The 16,458-nt window shown below is 71.2% G+C and carries 13 protein-coding genes and 1 pseudogene; 7 read left to right on the top strand and 7 right to left on the bottom strand.

The features are described from left to right. The first annotated feature begins 294 nt into the window (after positions 1–294). Positions 295–468 carry a hypothetical protein gene (locus tag ACSHV8_RS10290; RefSeq protein ID WP_436531724.1) on the top strand — a complete coding sequence of 58 codons (174 nt, stop codon included), beginning with the start codon at positions 295–297 and terminating at the stop codon, positions 466–468. Here the strand turns inward: ACSHV8_RS10290 and ACSHV8_RS10295 are convergent. Further along, positions 465–1,316 carry an SMP-30/gluconolactonase/LRE family protein gene (locus ACSHV8_RS10295; protein WP_436531726.1) on the bottom strand — a complete coding sequence of 284 codons (852 nt, stop codon included), beginning with the start codon at positions 1,314–1,316 and terminating at the stop codon, positions 465–467. The genes ACSHV8_RS10290 and ACSHV8_RS10295 overlap by 4 nt on opposite strands. 105 nt (positions 1,317–1,421) lie before the next feature. On the opposite strand from ACSHV8_RS10295, the gene ACSHV8_RS10300 reads away from it, so the two are divergent. After that, positions 1,422–3,137: a dihydroxy-acid dehydratase gene (locus ACSHV8_RS10300; protein WP_436531728.1), complete on the top strand. Its 1,716-nt coding sequence runs from the start codon at positions 1,422–1,424 to the stop codon at positions 3,135–3,137. A gap of 297 nt (positions 3,138–3,434) precedes the next feature. Here ACSHV8_RS10300 and ACSHV8_RS10305 read toward each other — a convergent pair whose 3' ends face one another. The 5 genes from ACSHV8_RS10305 to ACSHV8_RS10325 are packed head-to-tail and all read right to left on the bottom strand — an operon-like array spanning position 3,435 to position 7,768. Next, positions 3,435–4,127, bottom strand: coding sequence for a nucleoside/nucleotide kinase family protein (locus tag ACSHV8_RS10305; RefSeq protein ID WP_436531730.1), 693 nt, complete (start codon positions 4,125–4,127; stop codon positions 3,435–3,437). After that, a complete protein-coding gene (locus ACSHV8_RS10310; protein WP_436531732.1) occupies positions 4,124–4,993 on the bottom strand; it encodes a sugar phosphate isomerase/epimerase family protein in 870 nt (289 codons plus the stop codon). The genes ACSHV8_RS10305 and ACSHV8_RS10310 overlap by 4 nt, the downstream gene beginning before the upstream one ends. 26 nt (positions 4,994–5,019) lie before the next feature. Further along, on the bottom strand, positions 5,020–5,763 hold the full coding sequence (locus tag ACSHV8_RS10315) for an ATP-binding cassette domain-containing protein (RefSeq protein WP_436531734.1): 744 nt from the start codon (positions 5,761–5,763) through the stop codon (positions 5,020–5,022). Then, positions 5,760–6,734: an ABC transporter permease gene (locus ACSHV8_RS10320; protein ID WP_436531736.1), complete on the bottom strand. Its 975-nt coding sequence runs from the start codon at positions 6,732–6,734 to the stop codon at positions 5,760–5,762. Before ACSHV8_RS10320 ends, ACSHV8_RS10315 begins: the two co-directional genes overlap by 4 nt. Before the next feature lie 2 nt (positions 6,735–6,736). Continuing rightward, a complete protein-coding gene (locus ACSHV8_RS10325; RefSeq protein ID WP_436531738.1) occupies positions 6,737–7,768 on the bottom strand; it encodes a substrate-binding domain-containing protein in 1,032 nt (343 codons plus the stop codon). Between the two features lie 129 nt (positions 7,769–7,897). On the opposite strand from ACSHV8_RS10325, the gene ACSHV8_RS10330 reads away from it, so the two are divergent. From ACSHV8_RS10330 to ACSHV8_RS10340, 3 genes and pseudogenes are all read left to right on the top strand, one after another. Further along, a complete protein-coding gene (locus ACSHV8_RS10330) occupies positions 7,898–9,094 on the top strand; it encodes an ROK family transcriptional regulator (protein ID WP_436531740.1) in 1,197 nt (398 codons plus the stop codon). Positions 9,095–9,162: 68 nt separating this feature from the next. Beyond that, the gene (locus ACSHV8_RS10335) at positions 9,163–12,417 is read left to right on the top strand and encodes an NACHT domain-containing protein (protein WP_436531741.1); all 3,255 of its coding nucleotides are present in this window, start codon (positions 9,163–9,165) and stop codon (positions 12,415–12,417) included. Beyond that, positions 12,341–12,502 (top strand): annotated as a pseudogene (locus ACSHV8_RS10340) (phage holin family protein); the annotation flags it as partial. The gene ACSHV8_RS10335 and the pseudogene ACSHV8_RS10340, both read left to right, overlap by 77 nt. Positions 12,503–12,513: 11 nt before the next feature. Here the strand turns inward: ACSHV8_RS10340 and ACSHV8_RS10345 are convergent. Further along, a complete protein-coding gene (locus tag ACSHV8_RS10345) occupies positions 12,514–13,113 on the bottom strand; it encodes a GNAT family N-acetyltransferase (protein WP_436531743.1) in 600 nt (199 codons plus the stop codon). Between the two features lie 232 nt (positions 13,114–13,345). On the opposite strand from ACSHV8_RS10345, the gene ACSHV8_RS10350 reads away from it, so the two are divergent. Both ACSHV8_RS10350 and ACSHV8_RS10355 read left to right on the top strand, forming a co-directional pair. Further along, the gene (locus ACSHV8_RS10350) at positions 13,346–15,202 is read left to right on the top strand and encodes a sensor histidine kinase (protein ID WP_436531745.1); all 1,857 of its coding nucleotides are present in this window, start codon (positions 13,346–13,348) and stop codon (positions 15,200–15,202) included. Between the two features lie 132 nt (positions 15,203–15,334). Next, positions 15,335–16,306, top strand: coding sequence for a GNAT family N-acetyltransferase (locus tag ACSHV8_RS10355; protein ID WP_436531747.1), 972 nt, complete (start codon positions 15,335–15,337; stop codon positions 16,304–16,306). Positions 16,307–16,458: the final 152 nt, after the last annotated feature.

Consider the following 16,458-nt stretch of genomic DNA (forward strand, 5'->3'; position numbering starts at 1 on the left):
AGGGGGTCGAAGGGCACGCGAGGGACCTGCCTCTGTTCCGCCGGGTGGAACCACGGGCCCGAAACTAGTCGACCGCCCCTTTCGTGATCCAGCGCCGACCGGGAGTGAGGCAGGGAGCACGGCGGGGTACCCTTACGTACCGGCGCAATTCAGACGCCGTCTGGCCTTCCGCGCCACACTCATCGCACTGCCGCCTCCGTCTGAGGGAAACGAGCGGCTGCCATGCATGGCCGGGACCCCGTCGGGGCATCTACCGGCCCGCTCCACCTCATCACGACGAAAGCGACACATTTCATGACCGATTCATCGACAGAATCCGCGCCGCAGGCGATCGCCGACGAGATCTTCCGTCCGGTGATCGGCATCCCGGCCCCGCGGGCCGCGGTCGCCGCCCGCGACGCCGAGGCGATGCAGCGCCTGCGGAACCCGTTCGCGGTGAGCCCGGATCAGACCGGGAACAACGATTAAAAACCCGGTTTCCAGTACGGGGTGGGCACCCCCACGGCCTCGACGCGAGCGGTGAACAACTTCCCGGAGTCGGGGTGTCCGTCCTGCGCGGCCGTGGTGACGACCAGCAGGTCCAGCCCGGGCCCGGCGAACGCGACGCTCGTGGTGTGCGGCGCGTCCACGGCGACCGTGGCCAGCAGCTCGCCCTGCGGGGTGCGGCACTCGACCCGGCCACCGCCCCAGATCGCGATCCACAGGTTGCCGTCGGTGTCGGCGCACAGGCCGTCGGGAAGTCCGTCGGTGATCCGGAACGCCTCGCGCCTCGCGCCGATCCGCGGCTCGTAATCGCGCACCCACACGACGCCGGGCACGGTGTCGACGCTGAACAGCCGGTCGCCCGCCGGTGACCAGGCCAGACCGTTGGACAGGGTGAGGTCGGCGTCCAGGGTGGTGAGCTCGGTGCCGTCGAGCCGGACCAGCACCTCGGTCCCGGACCTCTGCGCCGGATCGAGGCTGCCGACCAGGAAACGGCCGGCCGGGTCGACCGCGCCGTCGTTGAGCCGGCTCGCCGCCCCCGCCGGCAGAACGCGGGCCAGCTCGGTGCGTGTGCCGTCCAGCCCGACCCGGGTCAGGGTCTCGCGCTCGGCCACCAGCAGCTCGCCGGAGGCGGCCACGGCCACCGCGCACGCCTCGGCGGGGAACCGCCACGTGCCCGTCACCCTGATCGTCGTGCCGAGTTCGCCCTGGTGGACGGCGTGACCGTCGATGTCGACCCAGAGCAGCCGCTGACGGTCGGGGTCCCAGACCGGGCCCTCGCCGAGCTGGTGGACGCCGGCCTCGGCGGGCCGGGCAGTGTAGGCGCGTGTCACCGGGACTCCGTCGGGTCGGGGGCGGCTGCTCCTCCGTACGGAAGCAATTGAATCGGATTTTAGATCGGGTCTAGGATTCGACCTATGTCGATCTGAGGGGCCGCCATGCCGCCACGCCGCAGTGCCCAGTGGTACGCCGGGGACGACCGCAACAGCTACATCCACCGGGCCTGGATGCGTCGTGGCCTGCCCGCCGACGCGTTCGACGGGCGCCCGCACATCGCCATCGCCAACACCGCCTCCGACCTGACGCCGTGCAACGCGCACCTCGACGAGGTCGCCCGCAGCGTCACCGCCGGCATCCACCAGGCCGGCGGCATCGCGCTGAACCTGCCGGTGGTGTCGCTGGGGGAGACGCAGGTCCGTCCGACCGCGATGCTGTGGCGCAACATGGCCGCGATGGCGATCGAGGAGATGCTGCGGGCCAACCCGATCGACGGCGTCGTGCTGCTCGGCGGCTGCGACAAGACCATTCCCGCCCTGCTGATGGGCGCCGCCTCGGTCGACCTGCCGGCCGTCGTCGTGCCCGGCGGGCCGATGCTCACCGGCACGTTCCGCGGTGTCCCGCTGGGCTGCGGAACCGGTGTGTGGCAACTGAGCGAGGAGGTCCGGGCCGGGACCCTGAGCGCGGCCGAGTTCACCCGCTCGGAAGCTTCCATGATCAGAAGCAAAGGGCATTGCAACACCATGGGTACGGCGTCGACCATGGGCCTGCTGGCCGAGGTGCTCGGCATGACCCGGCCCGGCGTGGCCGGCACCCCGGCCCCGGACAGCCGCCTGCTCGAAGCCGCCCACGCGACCGGCCTGCTCGCCGTCGACCTGGTGGACCGGGACCTGCGGCCGAGCGCGGTGATGACCCGCGGCTCGTTCCTCAACGCGATCGTGGCCCTGGCCGCGCTGGGCGGATCCACCAACGCCGTCGTGCACCTGCTGGCCATCGCCGGGCGGCTCGGCGTCGAGCTGAGCCAGGATGACTTCGACCGGGTCGGTTCGCACGTGCCGCTGCTGGTCGACCTGCAGCCGGCCGGCCGGTTCCTGATGGACGACCTGCACCGGGCCGGTGGCCTGCACGCCGTGCTGGCCGAGATCCGTGACCTGCTCGACCCGGCCGCGATCACCGTCACCGGGCGCCCCCTGGTCGACTATCTCGACAGCGCCCGGGTGTACGACCGGGAGGTCATCCGGGCCCGGGAGGAACCACTGCTGCCCGAGGCCGGGATCGCCGTGCTCTACGGCAACCTCGCCCCCGGCGGGGCCGTCATCAAACCGGCCGCCGCCTCGCCCGAACTGCTGACCCACCGCGGGCCCGCGATCGTGTTCGACTCGGTCGAGGACCTGCGCGCCCGCCTCGACGACCCGGACCTGCCGGTGACCGCCGACTCGGTGCTGATCCTGCGGGGCTGCGGACCCAAGGGCTACCCCGGCATGCCCGAGGTCGCCAACATGCCGCTGCCGGCGAAACTGCTCGCCGACGGCATCCGCGACATGGTGCGCATCTGCGACGGGCGGATGAGTGGGACCGCGTACGGCACGGTGGTCCTGCACGTCGCCCCGGAAGCCGCTGCCGGCGGGCCGCTCGGCCGGGTCCGCACCGGCGACATGATCGTCCTGGACGTGGCCGGTCGGCGGCTCGACGTCGAACTGTCCGACGCGGAACTCGCCGCGCGGGAACCCGCGGCCGAGGCGGTGAACGCGTACGCCCGGCCGAGCCGGGGCTGGGAACGGCTCTACGTCGACACCGTCGGCCAGGCCAACACCGGCGCCGACCTGGACTTCCTGCTCGGCGGCAGCGGCGACCAGGTGTCCCGGGAATCCCACTGACATTCGGGACTCTCGATCAAAGTCGGCGGCATGACGCACCACGACACTGCGGATGAACGGGCGGGCCTGCGTCTCCACCCGGGGTGACCTGCTGTCCCAGCTGACCGCCGTGGGTAAACCGCTGGCCGGCGCGCTGGTTCTGGGGATCGAGGAGGTCTACCCGCACTGCCCCAAGTCGCTGCTGCGCAGCGGCGCCTGGAAGCCGGGCCAGTGGCTGCCGGCCGACGCCCAGCCGACCTCGGCCGAGGTGACCCGAGCTGACCATCGCCGACATCGAACGCACCGAGGTCGAGGCCCTCAAGTACCGCTACGAGTAGGAGTCCGCCCGTCCGCGCTCGGCGCGGCGTCGATGTCGTCAAGGACGGTCGCCGGGATGATCAGGTCGGCGCGGTTGCGGGTGGCCATGATGATCTCGGCGTTGCGTTCGTCGGTTCCGGTGGCCCAGGCGATCGCGTCGGCCTCCGGTTTGCCGAAGCGGACGTGCCGCTCGACCAGGCGGCGCAGGCGTTCCTCCTGGTCGAGGTCGAGATACCAGATCTCGTCCGTCTGCGGGCGGACCGGACGCCAGCGCGGATCGTCGACCAGCAGATAGTTGCCCTCGGAGATGATCAGGCGAGCGGCCGGGGGAACCGGGATGGTCCCGGCGATCGGCTGCTCTATGGTCCGCTCGAAGCCGGGCGCGTAGATCATCTCGTCGGCGTCCTCCTTGAGACGCCGGAGCAACGCCGCGTACCCGAGGGCGTCGAACGTGTCCGGCGCACCCTTGCGGTCCCGCGCGCCGAGCCGATCGAGTTCGGCGTCGGCGAGATGAAAACCGTCCATGGGTACGTGCGCGACCGCCACCCCGGCCTCGGACAGCGCCCGGACCAGGTGCCGGGCGAGGGTCGTCTTGCCCGCGGCGGGCGCGCCCGCGATGCCCAGAACGGCCCGCCCGCGCCCGCCGGCGAGGGAACGGGCGCGGTCCACGAGGGCGGCGAAGGTGGTGGTCATGCCGGGCGGGCGCCGAGGTGCGTGGTGATGAACTGGCGGGCGTGCCGGGCCAGGTCCTCGCCGTCGTCCCACAGGTTGCGCCAGATGGACAGGTCGGCCGAGAGGCCGGGCGCGACGACCGCCGACGAGAACGACTCGAACGTGATCGGCCCGGTGTAGCCGATCGTGCCGAGCGCGTGGAAGAACGAGGTGAAGTCCAGGTGCCCGGAGCCCAGGTAGCCGCGGTGGTTCTCGCCGATGTGCACGTAGCCGAGCCGGTCGCCCATGTCGAGGACCGGGCGGACCATGTCGTTCTCCTCGATGTTCATGTGGTAGGTGTCGAGGTGGATGACGATGTTGTCCTCGCCGATGTCGTCGGCCAGGCGCAGCGCGTCGCGGGCGGTGTTGACCACGTTCGTCTCGTAGCGGTTGCAGATCTCCAGCCCGAGGGTGACGCCGGTGCCGCGGGCCTCCTTGGCCAGCCGGCGCAGCACGGTGACGACGTTGGCGCGGCCGGCCGGGCTGAGCGGGCGCGGATAGCTGCCGAACGCGCTGTACAACGCGCCGGTCAGGTGGGTGCTGCCGAGTCCGGCGGCGACGGCCAGGGACTCGTGCAGCAGCCGTTCGCCGCGTTCGACCACGGCCGGGTCGTCGCTGGAGATGTCGGCATCCATGGCCAGGCCGCGCGAGCACGCGACCTTCAGGCCGGCCGCTTCCAGTTCGGCGCGGGCCTTCGGGACGTCCAGGTTGAGCGAGTCGTGCAGGGAGAACTCGAGAAGGTCGTACCCGCAGGCCTTGGTCTTCTCGATGGCGGTGGTGACCGACGTGGGCCCGGTGTCGCCGACCCAGACCAGTGCGTGCACGCCGAGCAGATTCTCAAATCCCATCAAAATTCCTTTCCCGTACGGAGGGTTCAGGCGCTCTTGGCGCCGGTGATCAGGGCGACGATCTCCTCGCCGGTGGTGTCCGCGGTCCGGCGTCCACCGACGCAGCGGCCGGCCCGCATCACCCAGACCTGGTCCGACAGGCGCATCACCTGGTCGAAGTTGTGGCTGATCAGCAGCACGGCCCGGCCGTCGTCGCGCAGCTTGGTGATCAGCTGCTCGACGCGGGCGGTCTCCTGCACGCCGAGCGCGGCGGTCGGCTCGTCCATGATCACCAGCTGGGACTTGAAGCCGGCCGCGCGGCAGATGGCCACGGCCTGGCGCTGGCCGCCGGAGAGGCGGCGGACCCGGCTGCCGACCGCGGGCACGTTGACGGCCAGGGTGGCGACCATCTCCTTGGCCTCGCGCTGCATGGCGCGGCGGTTGAGGACGGCGAGCGGTCCGATGCGGCGGACGAGTTCGCGGTTGAGGAACAGGTTCTGCCAGACGGTCAGGTCCTCGACCAGGGCGAGGTTCTGGTGGACGGTTTCGATGCCCTGCTCGCGGGCGTCCTCGGGCGACCTGAAGTGCAGTCGTTCGCCGCCCATGGCGATCACGCCGTGGTCGGGCCGGTGGACGCCGGAGATGCAGCGGACCAGGGTGGACTTGCCGGCGCCGTTGTCGCCGACCAGGGCGGTGATCTCGCCCTCGGCCACGGTCAGGGAGACGTCGTTGAGGGCTTGGACGCTGCCGAAGGCCAGGGACACGCCGTCGACGCTCAGGAGTGTGCTCACTTCTGGAACCTCGTCAGGAGAGCGGCGAGCACGACGACGAAGCCGACCGCCAGTGGTTGGTAGAACTGGGAGACGCCCAGCAGGGTGAGCCCGTTGGTGAGCGCGGTGAGCAGCAGCGCGCCGATCACCGGCCCGGCGATGGTGGCCCGCCCGCCGAGCAGGCTGACCCCGCCCAGGACGACCGCGGCGACCGAGTTGAGCAGGAACGACGTGTTGGAGGCGGGTTCGGCCGCGCCGACCCGGGCGACCAGCAGGATCGCGCCGAGCCCGGCCAGCAGGCCCGAGATGGCGTAGACGGCGATCTTCACGCGGGCCGTGTTGATGCCGGTGGCGTTGGCCGCCTCGCGGGAGCCGCCGGTGGCCAGCACGTGCGTGCCGAACCGGGTCCAGAACAGCAGGCCGTGCGCGATCAGGGCGACCACGGCGGCGATGATCACGGTCCAGCCGAAGATGCCGATCCCACCGGTGGAGAGCTTGAGCAGGAACGTGTCGATGATGGTGACCGGTTTGCCGTCGGCCAGGATCAGGGCGGCGCCGGAGGCCGCGGAGAGCATGCCGAGAGTGACGATGAAGTCGGTGATCCGGCCGCGGGCGATGACGAAACCGTTGACGAATCCGGTGGCGGCGCCGACCGCGACGGCCAGCAGGGCCGACCAGAGCAGGCCGGCGCCGTGGGAGTAGGCCTGGCCGAAGGCGACCGCGCCGAGGGTCATCATCGAGGCCACCGAGAGGTCGATGCCGCCGGTGGCGACCACGAACGTCTGGCCCACGGCCAGGATGATCAGGATGGCCGCGGCGACCAGCATCGAGGAGATGTTGCCGCTGCTCAGGAACGTCGGGTTGAGGATCTGGAAGACGATGACGAGCAGGACGAGCCCGACGGCGGCGGCCCATTCGGCCCAGAAGCTCACGTCCTTGAGCCGGTTCGTCCAGGTGCGGGTGCGGTGTTCGGCGACGGCAGCAGTGGTCATGACTACTGCCCCAGCAGGGTCTTGAACGGGTCGTCGTAGGTGCCGAACGGCTTCGGCGTCGCCGCCAGAGCCTGGTCGGCGTTGTCCTTGGTGACCACCTCGACCGGCGCTTCGACATCGGCCGGGAGAGTCGCGCCCTTGGCCGCGGCCTGGCACGCCTCCATACCCATCAGACCGATCGCGTACGGATACTGGGCGATCACCGCGTCGACCTCGCCGTTCTTGACGGCGGTGAGCGCGTCCTTGATCCCGTCCACGCTGATGATCTTGATCTGGCCGGCCTTGCCCGCCGTCGCGACCGCGCGGGCCACGCCCAGGCCCATGTCGTCGTTGGCGACGAAGAAGCCCTTCAGGTCCGGCTGGGCCCGCATCACGTTGCCGGCCTGAGTCAGCGCCTCCTGGCGCTCCCAGTTCGCGGCCACGGTCTGGACCAGGTCGAGCTTGCCGGAGACGGCCTGGCTGAACCCGTCGATGCGCTGGCCGCTGGTCACGTCCCCGGCGATGCCGCCGATCGCCGCGACCTTGCCGCCACCGGGCAGCAGGGTGAGCATCTGCTCGCCGGCCTTCTGCCCGGCCGCGGTGTTGTTGGTGCCGATGTAGGTGGCCGGGGTGGCGTTGGCGGCCTTGGCCGCGGCCGCCTCGACCGGGCTGTCGATGTTGACGATCGTCTTCTTCCTGGCCGCGAGCTGGGCGATGCCCTGGATCAGGTTGGTGCCGGAGATCGGGTTGACCACGTAGCAGGAGTAGTCCTGCCCGGCCAGCCCGGTGAGCTTGTCGGCCTGCCCGGTGGTGTCGGTGATCGAGGTGGCCGCCTGCACGGTCACGTCGGTGCCGGAGGCCGACGCCTGCTCCTTGATGCCCTGCTCCATGGACTGGAAGAACGGGTTGTCCAGCCCCTTGATGACCGCGGCGACCTTGGTCGTCCCGCCCGTGGTTGCGCTGGTGGTGCCGCCGCTTCCGCAGGCGGCGACGAGGAGGAGCGCGGTCGCGGAGACGGCCGCGGCGACGCCCCGATGGATCGGGATGCCAGACATGGGGGTCCTTCCGTATGGGGGCGGTTACGTGTCGTCGATGTTTCGAGTGATTAGATTCCGAGTTATGACTTCTGTCAAGCAAAAGATGGCGTACTTACGTATCGCGAACGTCAGTAGTACGATGCGGCGATGTCGATAAGCGCGTCATCGATGGCCCCCGCGACCGGTCTCGGCGAGGTCCTCCAGCTGTTCCGGGGCCGGCCGAGCCTCACCCGCGCCGACGTCATGCAGCTCACCGGCCTGTCCCGGTCGACCGTCAACCAGCGCCTGGACGCGCTGCTCAGCGCCGCCCTGGTCGTCCCCAGCGGCGAGGGCGCGCCGACCGGTGGGCGCCCGGCCAGCCGGTTCACGTTCCACCACGACCGCGGGGTGCTGCTGGTCGCCGACATCGGCGCCACCGGCATGCGTGTCGCCCTGTGCGACCTGCGCGGCGAGGTGCGGGCCGAGAGTGCCCGGACCATCGACGTCGCCGACGGACCCGAGCCGGTGCTCGGCGCGGCCGACGAGATGTTCCGGGAACTGCTGACCGGTGCCGGGCGTGCCGCCGAGGAGGTGCTCGGCATCGGCATCGACGTGCCCGGGCCGGTCGACTTCGGCAGCGGCCAGGTCGTCAGCCCGCCGATAATGAGCGGCTGGGACCGGTACGACATCCCGAGCTGGTTCGCCGGGCGGTACTCGTGCGCCGTGCTGGTCGAGAAGGACGTCAACGCCATGGCCATCGGGGAGCAGCGCAGCGTCTACCCCGACGTGCGGCAACTACTGATGATCAAGGCGGGGACGGGCATCGGCGCCGGCATGATCCTCGGCGGCGAGATCTACCGCGGGGCCGACGGCGCGGCCGGCGACATCGGACACATCCAGGTGACGGTCGAGGACGCCGGGGCCGAACCGGTCTGCCGCTGCGGGAACGTGGGCTGCGTGGAGGCGTACGCGGGCGGTTGGGCCCTTGTCCGTGATCTTCGCGAAGCCGGCAAACAGGTCTCCACCGTGGACGACGCGGTCGCCCTGGTCCGCACCGGCGACCTGGTCGCGGTCCGTCTGGCCCGCCGCGCCGGCCGCATCATCGGGCACGCCATCGCCGATGCGGTCAGCCTGATCAACCCGCGCGTCGTCGTCCTCGGCGGCCAGCTCGCCGGCATCGAGGAACAGCTGTTCGCCGGCATCCGCGAGATGGTCTACCGCCGCTCGCTGCCCCTGGCCACCCGCCGCCTGGAGATCGTCGCGACCCGGCTCGACAACCGCTCCGGCCTGATCGGCCTGGCCCTGCTGGTCGCCGACACCATCTTCGCCCCGGACCGCGTCGAAGCCCTGGCCGCCCACGGCTGACCCGGCCGATTCTCTAGGATCTTCTGCGCGGTCACGTCCGGCCGGTGCGACCTTGATGGAGGACGCCAGTGAGCGGTCAGCGCGGAGGGGTCGCCAACGAGGCGGGCAGCGCCCACCGGCGCGGCGTCGCGGTCTTCCTCGCCGCCTACGGGCTGGCCGGCCGCAGCGTTCCCAGGTCGATCGGATCGTTCGTGCCGGTGTCGCTGGCCTTCGAGACCGACCATGAGACCGATGATCTCGCCTGCCGCGACGCGCTCGGCCGGGCCATGTACATCTCGGCCAAACGGGCCTGCGGCAACGATCAGGAGAGCCTGGGCGGCACCGTCGACCAGTGGGTGGCGCAGGCCGGCTCGCTCGGCCCCGGCGACATGCTCGTGCTGGCCGCGGCCGAGCTCAAAGGCGACATCAAGGCACTTCCGGCCGCCCTGGCCCGGCGCCGGGAGGCCCCCGGAACCCCGATGGAGGCGGCCGAGAAGAGGGCATTGACCGCGCTCGTCAGCAAGATCAACGCCGCGACCTCCGATCGGGCCGTCGCCGAGCGGGTGCTCGATGCCGCGGTCGTACTGACCGTCGACGCCGTCCGATCCGGCGATCCGGGCTTCGAGCTGGCGGCCGCTCTCCTCGAGAACACCCTGGTGCCGGCCGGGGACGGGCCCGCCGCCGTGCGCGCCCTGTCCGAGGCGTTCCACACCCAGGCGGCCAACGCCTACGCCAGCACCCTGGACGACTGGGTCCGTCTCATCGGCGCGACCATCACGGTCTACGCCGACGGGCAAGGATCACCCGGGGCCACCGCTCGCGCCTGTCAGATCGCCGTCGACAGCTATCGCCGACGTCTCGCCACCGAAGCCGGCCGGGTCGACCTGGCGTTGCTCGCCGACGATCTGCCCCCGCTTGTCGTCGCCGACCTCGCTGCGGGGCTTCAGGTCACCGTCATCGACGACGACGGCCACCCGCACGTCGAAAAGAGTCTTCTCGCGGTCGCCCGGCGATGGCCGCGCCTGACCCTGACCGGGCTGCCGGGCATGGGTAAGAGCACCGCCCTGCGGCAGCTGGCGGCCACCTGGGCGGACGACCCCCGCGCGCCGTTGCCGATCCTGGTCCGGCTTCCGTCCCTCGTCGATCGCTGCCACCACGCCGGCGATGTCACTCTCACCCGGCTGTGCGAGATCGCCGGCGGCACTGTTCCGGCCGGACAACGCTTCGATCTGCTGACCGCGCTGGAGTATCACTGCCGGCAGGGGCATGTCGTGCTGCTTCTCGACGGCCTCGACGAGTGCGGTGCCCGCAAGGCGGTGATCAGCGATGGTCTCCACGCCCTGATCGAAGGCCTGCCACCCGAGGCCGGCGTGCTGCTCACCACCCGCCGCAGCGGGATCAGCGCCGCCCGCAAACTCCGCCTGCCCGAGGCCGACCTGGATACCCCGGGCAACCTCGGCGAGATCTGCCACGCGCTGCTGGAGCACATCGCCGAGGCCCGCCGAGTCCCGGCCGCGCAGCGCGACCGGTGGACGGCGACCCGGCGCGCCTGGCTCGCCGCCACCCGCCGCGATCACCGGGACATCGCCGACGTGCCGCTGCTGGCCACCCTGATGACCCTGGTCGCGGCCGACTCCACCGACGCGCCACCGGACCGCGGCCCGGCCCGGATCCTGCGAACCGCCGTCGAACACAGTGTTCTGCGCTGGGAGGAGCATCGCCGGACCGTGATCGGCAGCCGATCGGGCGAGCCGTCGCCGGCCCAGCTGATCGACGGATTCGTGGCCCTCGGCCGCCGTCTCGCCGTCGCCGCGACGACCACCCGGGCCGAGGCCGTCGCCGCGGTGGCCGACATGCTCGCCAACCGGTGGGGTATCACCGGCCGCGGCCAGGCGGCCGAACTGACCGATCATGTGCTGAACTTCTGGGACCACCACGTCGGTGTCTTCGTCCGATCCGGCGACGGCATCATCGTTCCCCGCAGCCGCGTGTTCGTCGAACTCGCCGCCGGCATGGCCGTCTCCGCCCTGCCGGACGAAGCCCTGGCCAACTGGGTCATCGTCGCGCTGGCCGACGCCGACCAGGAAGCCGCTCTCCAGTTCGCCGGACAACTCGACCCCCGGATACCCGACCTGCTCCTCGGCGAGAGCACCGGAGCCGCCCCGGCAACCCGGGCGCTGGTCACCGAGCAGCTGTTCGGGCTCGGCACCCCCGCCGGTGACCACCAGCTCTCGGCACTGATCGACCTGCTGATCTCCGCCGTCGACCGCGGGAACACCGGGATCGCCGACAGCGGGGCGGTGCGCTGGCTTCTCCTGTCGAAACTGGCCGGGCTGAAGCTGCCGGCCGGGCCGCTGCGGGACCGGCGCCGGCAACTGCTGAGCCGGTTCGGTGATCCCGTCGAGCAGCTGCACCTGATCGCCTGCGCGATGCTCGCCGACGCGAATGTCGATCAGCGGCTACTGGACGGCAGCGAGGTCGGGCCGGTGCGGACCCTGCTCACCCTCTCGGCACCTCAGCCGGACGAGCCGGTCATCAGGCGCGTGCTCCTGGACCGGCGGGACATCGTCGTCGAGGTTGTCCGGCACATCGAGGTGCTCGGCGCCGACATGGTGGTGCCTATTCACGAGATCGCCCGGCTCGGACGTAGCCGCGCCCTCCTCGCGGTCGAGGATGCGCTGGTCGCCAACGGCCATGAGGTGCCGCCGGTCCAGTTTCACGGTTTGCGGGCCGTTCTATTTCCGCTGTTCGACCCTCCTTTCCGCTCCATGACCGACCTCGACGTTGCGCTGATGCAGTCGATCGTGGCACTGTCCGATGACCCCGCTCCGTTGTCCGCGTTCGACCGCTGGCGCCTGCCGGCACTCAACGCGCTCATCGACCTGATCGGGGTCCGGGAGGCCGCCATCGGTGACTTCGCCGGCGCCCTGGAAAATCCGGCCTTCACGGCCTGGCTGCGCGCCGCCGTCGCAGCAGCGGACATCGATCCGGACGTCGTCGCCGCCGAGGCGGCTGCTGCTCTCGACGACCACGACCAGGGCGACGACATCCGTGATTTCATCGGCGTCGTAACGCCACGCTCTCCACGGCGATTCGACGTGGCTCGTCTCGACGAACCGGACCGGGCGAGCCTGGTGCGGGCCGTGGCGACCGCGCCGCCCTGGATCGCCGGCCTGGCCCGCGACATCCTGGCCGGCCGTCACGAGCCTGGCCGGCCGTTCGAGGGTGACCGTCCTGGGCACACCACCAGCGAAGGAGGTGGGCACGGTGACCACAAGCGAGTCGAACGCGACGACGGACCTGGTGAGTCAGGCCGCCGCGCAGATCTCCACGCTGGTTCGTGACGAGTTGGCGCCGGCCAAGGCCGAGCTGGCCGAGAAGGGCGAACGGGCCGGTGTCGGCGGCGGGCTGTTCAGTGGGGCCGGCTCGCGCGATACGTGTCACGGCTCGCCGTCGAGGGGCAGCGTGGTGGATGGTGCCGGTTCGTCGCGGATCTCGGCGCGCATCACCCAACGCCACTTCGCGATCTTCCGTACGCGGGTGAAGCCGTGCCGGGCGTACAACTCCTCCGGGCCGGTGTGCAGGTAGGCGCCGCGCTGCGGGGGCCGCTCCTCGGTCTGCTCCGGGTACGCCTCGACGGTTCCGCCGCCGGCCTTTCTGATCTCGTCGAGTGCGGCCGCCACGGCCACGGTGGCGATACCTTGGCCGCGGTCCTTCGAGTTGGTGAAGATGCACCCGATCCGCCAGTCCGGTGCCGGGTCGGCCGCCTGGTCGTACGTCCGCCGGTTCTTGATCGTGGGAAGTTCTTCGGGCGAGCCGAACTGGCACCATCCCACGCAGCGATCGCCGTCGAAGACCAGCACCTGGTGAACCGTGCCGCGGGTGACATGCCGCTGCTTGGCCTCGCGTTTGGCGACGCCCGGCTCCGGCGGGTGGAAACCCATGCACCAGCAGCCACCCCAGACTCCGTTGTTGGCCTCGACCAGCCCGGCGAAGTCGTCCCAGGTGTCGGCCGTGAGCAGCCGCGTCGTCAGTGTCATGCGTCCATTGTCGTGGCCGTCGATGGCGTTCCCGCTGTCCGAGCTGTCGACGTTTGTCCACCTGCAACAATCGCGGCGTGCGGGCGGTCCGGTGCCGGAGGTGCGCCGGACCGCCGTACTCGAATCCGTTTATTGGTTGTTGTTCGGTGTTTGCGCTGGCCAGCGGTGGGAATCGCCGGAAGCTGACCGGCTCGGATCGCTACTCTCGGGCTGAGACGTTGAGGGGGGCGTTGTGCCGAGGCCGGTGGCGAGCACGCTCCGACGTCAGTTCGCCTGGCTGCTGCTCGTCCTGCTCGTCGCGGGCGGGCTGCAACTGGTGGCCGGGCAGGAGACGATGTCGAGGTATCAGGGCGAGTTCACCCGGATCCGGGTCGCCGAGCTGGCCAACCAGCAGGTGCTGCAGATGCTCACCGATGCCGAGACCGGGGTTCGTGGCTATCAGCTGACCCGCGATTCCCGATTCCTGGAACCGTATCGCAGCGGCGTGGCCGGACTGCCCTCCGCGCAGCAGGACGCCGCGGCCGCGGCGCGCGGTGACACCCGGCGGTTGCTGGCCGATCAGCAGGTGGCGGCGCAGGCCTGGCTGTCTGGTTATGCCCAGCAGATCGTCGACTCGGTGCCCGACGGCCGGGACGCCGCCGCGGCCGTGGGCAAGAAACTGTTCGACTCGGTGCGGGAGGCCAACGCGGCCGTCGCCGACGCGCTGCAGGCCGACGAGCGGCGGGCGGCGGCCCACTTCCGCGAGCTGGCCTGGTGGTATCAGGCCGGGATCGGGGTGCTGAGCCTGCTCGCGGTCGGGCTGGCGCTGCTCACCGCCGTGCGGACCAGCCGGCTGCTGCTGGTGCCGCTGCGGGTCATGGGCGGCGTGCTGCAGCGGCTGGCCGGCGGTGACCGGGCGGCCCGGGCGCCGTCCGTCGGCCCGGCCGAGGTCCGGCAGTTCACCGACACACTCAACGGGGCCCTCGACGCGGCCGACCGGGCCGAGGCCGACCTGGCCCGGCGGCGCGACTACGTCGAGCAGGTGCTCGACACGCTGGGGATCGCGGTGGTCAGCTGCGACGCCGACGGGGTGCTGGTCTTCCGGAACCGGGTCGCTCGGGACGCGTCCGCCGCCGGGACACCCCGGCACGTCGACGACCTGGCCGGACTGCACGAGGGCGACCCGCGGCACCCGCTCGCCCGGGCCCTGGCCGGCGAGGTGTTCACCCACCGGGAGATGACCCTGCACCGGCCCGAACGCTGCGGGCGGGCGGTGATGGTCGACGCCTGCCCGCTGGTCGGCGCCGACGGCACCACCATCGGGGCGGTCGCCTCCGGGTACGACGTGACCGTCCTGCGGGAGCGGGAAGCCGAACTCGCCACCTTCGCCGGGGTGGTCGCCCACGACCTGAAAGCGCCGCTGGCCGGGGTCCGCGGCTACGCCGGACTGCTCGCCGAGGAGTTCGCGCCCGGCGAGGAACCGGACCTCGACGAGGTACGGACGCTGTGCCGGCGGATCGAACGCAGCATCGACCGGATGGGTCAGCTGATCGACGACCTGCTGGCCTACGCCACCGCCCGGGACAAACCGCTGCACCCGGAGGCGATCGACCTGAACACGATGGTCGCCCAGATCAGCGGCGACCGTGTCGCCGTGGCCCCGCTGCGGCCGGTGATCGAGATCGACCCGATGCCGACCGTGTACGCCGACCCGGTCATGATCCGCCAGCTGCTGGACAACCTCATCGGCAACGCGATCAAGTACACCGGGCCGGGGGCACCGGCCCGCGTCCACGTGTGGGCGGTCACCGACGGCGAGGTGCTGCGGCTGCACGTCGACGACCGGGGCATCGGCATCCCGGCCGATCAGCAGGCCGACGTGTTCACCGCGTTCCACCGCGCGCACGCCGGGCAGTCCTTCGCCGGGACCGGGCTGGGCCTGGCCATCTGCGAACGCGTCGTCACCCGCCACCACGGGACGATCGCGGCCCGCAGCAACCCGGCCGGCAGCGGCACCCGCATCGTGGTCACCCTGCCCAGCCGGCCACCGGCCACCGGCGCCGACACGTCACTGTTCGCGCCGTCGGCCTTCGCCACGTCCACGAACTGACCCCGGCACGGCGGCGGTCCACACCGGGAACGGTGGTGGCGGCTCGCTCCCGAATCCGTAGCGGCCCGGGAAGGGCAACCGGCCGCCGAAATCGGGATGACAGCTCTCGCCGGGCTCCATAGCGTAGCGATCATGACAGTCGATTCGCAGAATCTCGTGTGGCGCCCGATGGCCGTGTCCGACGCCGCGGCGATGGCCGACCTTCTGAACGCGATCGACGCGGAGGACCACGTCTGGGGGCAGTACACCGTGCAGGACGCGGCCGAGGAGCTGGACTCGCCGGTCGACGACCTCCCGACGTCCACTCTGGCGGTGTTCGACGGCGCGACGATGCTCGGCTTCTCGGCGGTCCACTACAAGCCGGCCGCCGAGGTCGTCCACCGGGTGCATGCGGCCGGCGCCGTCCGTCCCACCCATCGTCGCCAGGGGCTCGGGACGAAGCTCATGCGCCACGGGCTGGCGACCGCCGAGGCGCTGCACGCACTTCATCACCCCACGCTCGAACTGGTCGTCGAATCCGTCTACGGCGAGCATGTCCACGGGGCCGTCGCCCTGTACCGTGCGGCCGGCATGACGGCGACGAAGTGGAGCCGGCACCTGAGGCATCCGCTCGGCACCGTTGTTCCGGACGTCCCGGTCCCCGCCGGCCTGCGGATCGAGGGCTACACGGCCGAGACCGACGAGGAGTTCCGCGCGGTCCGCAACGAGGCCGCCCAGGACGTGGGCGGGTCGCCGCTCAGCGCCGAGCAGTGGAAGGTCTGGGCCGTGAACGCGAACTTCCGGCCCGAGACAAGTTTTCTGCTCCGTGACGTCGAGTCCGGGACGGCCGCCGGCGTCCTGCTGGTCGTCTCGTGGGAGGCGGAGACGGCGGCGACCGGCATCCGCGACGCCTACTTCCGGGTCGTCGCCACGCGGCCCGCGTACCAGGAGCGCGGCGTGGCCGAAGCCCTGATCTCCCACACGCTTCGGGCCGCGCAGGACCAGGGCTACGGGCGGGCCAGCGTCCGGGTCGACGCCGATGGTTCGAGCAAGGAGCTCGGCGTCTACGAGCGGGCCGGGTTCGTCGCCCAGGACACCCAGGTCCACTATTCCATCGCACTCTGACGCGCTCCACCCGCAGGCGGCAAACCGCAAGGTCCCGGCACCTACCAGGATGAGACGGGCGGGGAGTCGGCGAACGTGCTCCCCGGCGTCACCGGCAGTTAAGGTTCGGCTCTTCTCACGGGGACACCGGCCGGACGAGACTGCGAGGGAGT

The sequence above is a fragment of the Actinoplanes sp. HUAS TT8 genome (assembly GCF_051380535.1).
Classification (GTDB): domain Bacteria; phylum Actinomycetota; class Actinomycetes; order Mycobacteriales; family Micromonosporaceae; genus Actinoplanes.

Coding starts and splice junctions, on each gene's coding strand:
- ACSHV8_RS10325 (WP_436531738.1), bottom strand. CDS start 7,768: ATGTCTGGCATCCCGATCCATCGGGGCGTCGCCGCGGCCGTCTCCGCG.
- ACSHV8_RS10345 (WP_436531743.1), bottom strand. CDS start 13,113: ATGACACTGACGACGCGGCTGCTCACGGCCGACACCTGGGACGACTTC.
- ACSHV8_RS10320 (WP_436531736.1), bottom strand. CDS start 6,734: ATGACCACTGCTGCCGTCGCCGAACACCGCACCCGCACCTGGACGAAC.
- ACSHV8_RS10355 (WP_436531747.1), top strand. CDS start 15,335: ATGACAGTCGATTCGCAGAATCTCGTGTGGCGCCCGATGGCCGTGTCC.
- ACSHV8_RS10300 (WP_436531728.1), top strand. CDS start 1,422: ATGCCGCCACGCCGCAGTGCCCAGTGGTACGCCGGGGACGACCGCAAC.
- ACSHV8_RS10305 (WP_436531730.1), bottom strand. CDS start 4,127: ATGACCACCACCTTCGCCGCCCTCGTGGACCGCGCCCGTTCCCTCGCC.
- ACSHV8_RS10310 (WP_436531732.1), bottom strand. CDS start 4,993: ATGGGATTTGAGAATCTGCTCGGCGTGCACGCACTGGTCTGGGTCGGC.
- ACSHV8_RS10290 (WP_436531724.1), top strand. CDS start 295: ATGACCGATTCATCGACAGAATCCGCGCCGCAGGCGATCGCCGACGAG.
- ACSHV8_RS10330 (WP_436531740.1), top strand. CDS start 7,898: ATGTCGATAAGCGCGTCATCGATGGCCCCCGCGACCGGTCTCGGCGAG.